Genomic DNA, 6,207 nt, shown 5'->3' with positions numbered 1-6,207 from the left:
CGGGCGCGCCGGGTGCCGCGGCGCCGCGGTCGCCGCGGCGCCGGCCCGCGGCATCCGAGGTGCCGGTGACGGCCTTGGCGACGGCCTCCCGCGTGCGGGCCGCGAGCGACTGCTGCAACTGGGGGAGGTCCTTCGACGTGCCGAGCGTGCGGCCGCGCTCGTCGACGGCTCGATAGGTCACGCGAAGGTGGGGCGGGACGCGCTCGAGGTCGAAGTCGCCCGGGTCGACGGGGGCGAAGGTGAGCGAGCGGATGATGCGCGCGAGCGCGGTCGCGAACGGTTCGCGCTCCTCGCCGCGTTCGGGACCCTCGGGCAGCTCGGCGGCGATCTTCGCGGCCCATTCGGCGGCGGGCACGACCTGGCGGCGGATGACCTTCGGGAGCGTCCGCAGCATCGCGGTGATGAGCTCGTCCCGGAGGCCGGGCACCTGCCAGTCGAACCCGCTCGCGGTGATGCGCGGCAGCAGCACGATGGGCACGACGACGGTCACGCCGTCGTCGGCGGTGCCCGGCTCGAAGCGATACGAGAGGGAGAGCGTCTGGTCGCCCTGCACCCAGCGATCGGGGAACTCGTCGCCCGTCTCGGCGACGGCCTCCTCGCCGAGCAGGTCGGCGCGCGTCATCGTCAGCAGGTCGGGGCGTCGGCGGTGCTCTCCTCGCCACCAGCGCTCGAACGATCGGGTGTCGGCGACATCCGCCGGGATCCGCGCCTCGTAGAAGCGCACCACGGTCTCGTCGCCGACGAGCAGGTCGCGGCGGCGCGTGCGCTCCTCCACCTCGCCGAGCTCGCGGCGGAGCGCCGCGTTGGCCCGAACGAAGCCGAACACGCGGCGGTCGAGCCGGTCTGCGTCCCAGTCCTCCTCGACGAGCGCGTGGCGGATGAAGAGCTCGCGGGCGAGCGCGGGATCGACCCGGCCGAGCAGGATGCGACGCTTGGCCACGATGGGCACGCCGAAGAGCGTCACCTTCTCGTCGGCCACCGCCGAACCCTGGCGGCGCTCCCAGCGGGGTTCGCTGAAGGAGCGCTTGGCGAGCGGGCCGGCGAGCTGCTCGGCCCAGGCCGGGTCGATGGCGGCGTTGGTGCGCGCGAAGAGGCGGCTCGTCTCGACGAGCTCCGCGCTCATGATCGCGGCGGGTGGCTTCTTGGAGAGCGCCGAGCCCGGGAAGACCACGAATCGCGCGTTGCGCGCCCCGATGAACTCGGCCTGCTGGCGACGTCCCCTGCGCTCGGACTCGCGTGCCGAGCCGGCGCCGCCGCGGCCCGTGGAGGTCTTGCTGTCGTCGCGCAGGCCGATCTGGGAGAGCAGGCCCGCGAGCAGCGCACGGTGGATGCCGTCGCCGTTCGGCTCGCCGGCCTCCTTGGCGACGTGCAGGCCCAGCGGCTTGGCCAGCCGCACGAGTTGGCGCACGAGGTCCTGCCACTCGCGCACGCGGAGGTAGTTGAGGTACTCGGCCTTGCACATGCGCCGGAACGCGCTGCCCGAGAGCTCGCGCTGCTTGGCCTCGAGGTGGTTCCAGAGGTTCAGCAGGCTGAGGAAGTCGCTCGTCGGGTCGACGAAGCGGGCGTGGAAGCCGTCGGCCACCTCGCGCCGCTCGAGAGGACGCTCGCGCGGGTCCTGGACGGTGAGGCCCGCGACGATCGCGAGCACCTCCCGCGAGACCCCCTGCGCCTTGGACTCGATCACCATGCGCGCGAAGCGCGGCTCGATGGGCAGGCGCGAGAGCTGGCGCCCGATGCGCGTGAGCTGCGGGCCCCGCGCGGCCGCGGCATCCGCTCGCCCGTCGCGCCGGTCGCGCTCGTCGCGCCCGGCCCGATCGCCGCGGTCGTCGTCGATGGCGCCGAGCTCGCGCAGGAGGTCGAGGCCGTCGCGGATGCCGCGGCTGTCGGGCGGGGTCAGGAACGGGAACTCCTCGATCGGCCCGAGGCCGAGCGAGGCCATCTGCAGGATGACGGCGGCGAGGTTGGTGCGGAGGATCTCGGGGTCGGTGTACTCGGGGCGGCGCCCGAAGTCCTCCTCCGAGTAGAGGCGGATCGCGATGCCGTCGCTCGTTCGGCCCGAGCGGCCGGAGCGCTGGTTCGCGGAAGCCTGCGAGATCGCCTCGATCGGCAGGCGCTGCACCTTCGAGCGCACGGAGTACCGGCTGATGCGCGCGGTGCCGGCGTCGACGACGTAGCGGATGCCGGGCACGGTCAGGCTCGTCTCGGCGACGTTCGTGGCGAGCACGACGCGTCGGCGGAGCCCGGCGACCTTCGAGGGCTCGAACACCCGGTGCTGGTCGGCCGAGGAGAGCCGGCCGTAGAGCGGGAGCACCTCGGTCTCGCCGGCACGGCCGCCGCGGGCGGTCGCGTAGTGCGCACGCACCGCCGCCTCGGCGTCGCGGATCTCGCCCTCGCCAGAGAGGAAGACGAGCACGTCGCCGGACGACTCGCGGTCGAGCTCGTCGAGGGCGTCGAGGATGCCGCGCTGCACGTCCTTGTCGTCGGCGGCCGCGCCCTCGTCATCGCTCTCGTCGCCGCCGGCACCCGCACCGGTCTCGGCCACGAGCGGCCGGTACCGCACCTCGACGGGGTACGTGCGGCCCGACACCTCGATGACGGGGGCCGGCTCCGGCTCGGGCAGCGGCGCGCCCGAGGCATCCGTGGTGCTCGCGAAGTGCCTCGCGAAGCTCTCGGGGTCGATGGTCGCGCTCGTGATGATGACCTTGAGGTCGGGGCGACGGGGGAGCAGGCGCTTGAGGTAGCCGAGCAGGAAGTCGATGTTCAGGCTGCGCTCGTGCGCCTCGTCGATGATGATCGTGTCGTACGTGCGGAGATCCCGGTCGCGGTGGATCTCGTTCAGCAGGATGCCGTCGGTCATCACCTTGATGCGCGTGGACTCGCTCACCTGGTCGGTGAAGCGCACCTGGTAGCCGACGAGGCCGCCGAGCTCGACGCCGAGCTCCTCGCTGATGCGCTCGGCGATGGTGCGGGCGGCGATGCGGCGCGGCTGGGTGTGCGCGATCGACTCGCGGCCCAGCTCGAGGCAGATCTTCGGCAGCTGGGTGGTCTTGCCCGATCCCGTCGCCCCGGCGACGATGACGACCTGGTTCTCGCGCAGCGCGCGCGCGATCTCCTCCCGCTGCCCCGAGACGGGCAGTTCGGGCGGGTACGTGATCACGGGGATCTGCGAGGTCGAGGTCATCAGCCCTCCATCGTACGGCGGGCCGGGAGGGCACCGGTCGAGTTGCCCCGCCTTCGCGCTCGGCGCAACCCCTGTCGGATGCCGCGGCCGCCGTGATGGGATGGAGCCATGACCGATCAGCTCGTTCCCCGTGTCCAGCTCAACGACGGCTTCTCGATCCCGCAGCTCGGGTTCGGTGTGTTCAAGGTCGACCCCGGCGAGACCGAGCGCATCGTCAGCGATGCGCTCGAGGTCGGCTACCGGCACCTCGACACGGCGCGCATCTACGGCAACGAAGAGGGAGTCGGGCGCGCGATCGCGGCCTCCGGCATCCCGCGCGAGGAGCTCTTCATCACGACGAAGCTCTGGAACGACGACCAGGGCACCGAGTCGGTGCGCACCGCGTTCGAGGCCAGCCGCGAGCGCCTCGGCCTCGAGTACGTCGACCTCTATCTCATCCACTGGCCGACCCCGGCCCGCGATCGCTACGTCGAGACCTGGAAGGCGTTCGAGCAGCTCCAGCAGACCGACGGACTGCGCTCGATCGGCGTCTCCAACTTCCTCTCGCACCACCTCGAGCGGCTCATCGCCGAGACCGAGATCGTGCCGGCGGTCGACCAGATCGAGCTGCACCCGTACCACCAGCAGCCGGCCACGGCGTCCTTCGCCGAGGAGCACGGCATCGCGATCGAGGCATGGGGCCCGCTCGGCCAGGGCAAGTACCCCCTCTTCGACCTGCCGGAGGTGACGTCCGCGGCGGCTGCGCACGACGTGACGCCGGCGCAGGTCGTGATCCGCTGGCACCTGCAGCGCGGGCACATCCTGTTCCCGAAGTCGAACTCGCGGGAGCGCATGGCCGAGAACTTCGACGTCCTCGGCTTCGAGCTGAGCGAGGACGAGGTCGCGGCGATCACCGGGCTCGAACGCGAGGGCCGCGTGAGCGCGCACCCCGACGAGTTCAACTGAGCGGATGCCCCCGATGCGCGACGTCCTTCGGAGCACGTCCCGCGGCGCGGGCGGGCGGTGGGCGCGGTGAACCGCCTCGCCGACGCGCTCAGCCCGTACCTGCGCTCGCACGCCGGAAACCCCGTCGACTGGTACCCCTGGGGTGAGGCGGCGTTCGAGGCGGCACGCGAGCGCGACGTGCCCGTCCTCGTCTCGATCGGCTACGCGACCTGCCACTGGTGCCACGTGATGGCGCGCGAGAGCTTCAGCGATCCGGCGGTCGCCGCCTACCTGAACGAGCACTTCGTGGCGATCAAGGTCGACCGCGAGGAGCATCCCGACGTCGACGCGAGCTACCTCGCCGCGGCATCCGCGTTCACGAAGCAGCTCGGCTGGCCCCTCACGGCGTTCGCGACGCCCGAGGGTCGTGCGTTCTACGCCGGCACCTACTTCCCGCCGCGAGCGGTGCAGGGCATGCCGGCGTTCGTCGACGTGCTGGCGGCGGTGGCGGATGCCTGGCGCGAGCGTCGGGACGAGCTCGACCAGACGGCCGGTGCGGTGGCGGAGGCGCTCGCCGCGGCATCCGTCGCCTCGACCTCCGGGGAGCTTCCCGACGCCGCGACCCTCGCCGCCTCGGTGCAGTCGCTCGCCGCGGAGGAGGATCCCGTGCACGGCGGGTTCGGGGGCGCCCCGAAGTTCCCGGTGGCGCCCGTGCTCGACTTCCTCGTGGCATCGGGCGCCGAGGGTCGTGCGCTCGCCGAGCGCACGATGCTCGCGATGGGGCGGTCGCCGCTCCGCGACCCGGTCGAGGGCGGGTTCTTCCGCTACGCCACGCGCGAGGACTGGAGCGAGCCGCACTACGAGCGCATGCTCACCGACAACGCCCTGCTGCTGCGGGTGCTCGCCGACCTCCTCGCGGAGCCGAACGACCCGTCGGGGGAACGCGCCGACGCGGTGGCCGAGCTCGAGGAGCTCGCGGCCGGCGTGAGCGCGTTCCTGCAGGAGGTCATGCAGCTGCCGTTGGGCGGGTTCGCGAGTGCGCAGGACTCCGAGAGCGACGTCGACGGCGTGCGCACCGAGGGCGGCTACTACGCCCTCTCCCGAGAGCAGCGGATGTCGCAGCCGCCGCCCGCGCTCGACGACAAGGTGCTCGCGGGGTGGAACGGGCTCGCGATCGGCGCGCTCGCGCGGTACGGCGCCGTCGAGGGCGGGGTCGAGGGCGAGCGTTTGCTCGCCGCCGCGGCCCGTGCGGCGCACCACGTCCTGGGCCTGCACCTGCGGGAGGACGGCTCGCTCGTGCGCGCCTCGCTCGGCGCCGACGTGTCCGACGCCGTGGCCACGCTCGAGGACCTCGGCATGCTCTCGGCCGGGCTCGTCGACCTCGCCCTCGCGACCGGCGAGGCGTCGTACGCGGCCATCGCCCGAGACCTGATCGACGGCGCGCTCGACGATGAGGCGGTCTTCGCGCCGCCAGCCGGCCCCGACCCGGTGCTCGCGGCCCGCGGGCTCGCGATGCCCGACGACCCCGCCGAGGGGGCCACGCCGTCGGGGCTCACCTCCTGCGCCGACGCCGCCTGGCGGCTCGCCGTGCTCGGCGCGGGCGATCGCTTCCTCGACGCCGCGCGCGCGGCGATGCGCCAGGTCGCGGGCATCGCGGTGCAGCGCCCGATCGCCTTCGGCGGTGCGCTCGCCATGATGGCGAGGCTCGGGTCCCCGCTCGTCCAGCTCGTCACGGTGGTCCCGGATGCCGCGGCCGCGGCGCCCGTGGTGTCGAGCCCCGAACCGGAGGCCGATGCGGAGGTCGAGCCGGCCGTCGTATCCGACCCCGTGCTCGGCGAGGCGTTCCGGCCCGCGTTCGACCCGACGGTGGAACTCGTCGACGCCTCGAGGCGGCACGCGGCATCCATCACCGCGATCGTGACCGACGCCCAGGCCCGCGCCTTCGCCGTTGCCGGGTTCGAGCTCTTCGAGGGTCGCGCCTCCGTCGACGGCGAGGCCGCGGCGTACCGCTGCGAGTCGTTCGTCTGCGCGCTGCCGGTGCGGGCGGCGGCCGACCTCGCGGCGCTGGCCGCCCCGGACGGCCGCTGAGCCGGCCCGATCTG

Annotated in this window: 3 protein-coding genes; 2 read left to right on the top strand and 1 reads right to left on the bottom strand. The window is 73.3% G+C overall.

The genetic code is table 11. The features are described 5' to 3' along the window. Window positions 1–3,181, bottom strand: a 3,181-nt coding sequence (hrpA, locus tag GQQ95_RS14195) for an ATP-dependent RNA helicase HrpA (RefSeq protein ID WP_157428322.1), incomplete at its 3' end; no start/stop codon positions are given. Between the two features lie 108 nt (window positions 3,182–3,289). On the opposite strand from hrpA, the gene GQQ95_RS14190 reads away from it, so the two are divergent. Together GQQ95_RS14190 and GQQ95_RS14185 are read left to right on the top strand one after the other, a co-directional pair. Continuing rightward, complete coding sequence (locus GQQ95_RS14190) at window positions 3,290–4,126, top strand: aldo/keto reductase (RefSeq protein WP_157428321.1); 837 nt, start codon at window positions 3,290–3,292, stop codon at window positions 4,124–4,126. 66 nt (window positions 4,127–4,192) lie between these two features. Next, complete coding sequence (locus tag GQQ95_RS14185) at window positions 4,193–6,193, top strand: thioredoxin domain-containing protein (protein WP_157428320.1); 2,001 nt, start codon at window positions 4,193–4,195, stop codon at window positions 6,191–6,193. Window positions 6,194–6,207: the final 14 nt, after the last annotated feature.

It is taken from the genome of Agromyces salentinus, from assembly GCF_009749395.1.
GTDB classification, from domain to species: domain Bacteria; phylum Actinomycetota; class Actinomycetes; order Actinomycetales; family Microbacteriaceae; genus Agromyces; species Agromyces salentinus.
Note: the sequence above shows the minus strand (reverse complement) of the source record. Positions and strands in the feature narration are given on the sequence as shown.

Excerpts from the sequence above, each read along its gene's own strand:
- GQQ95_RS14190 (WP_157428321.1), top strand. The coding sequence starts at position 3,290 with ATGACCGATCAGCTCGTTCCCCGTGTCCAGCTCAACGACGGCTTCTCG.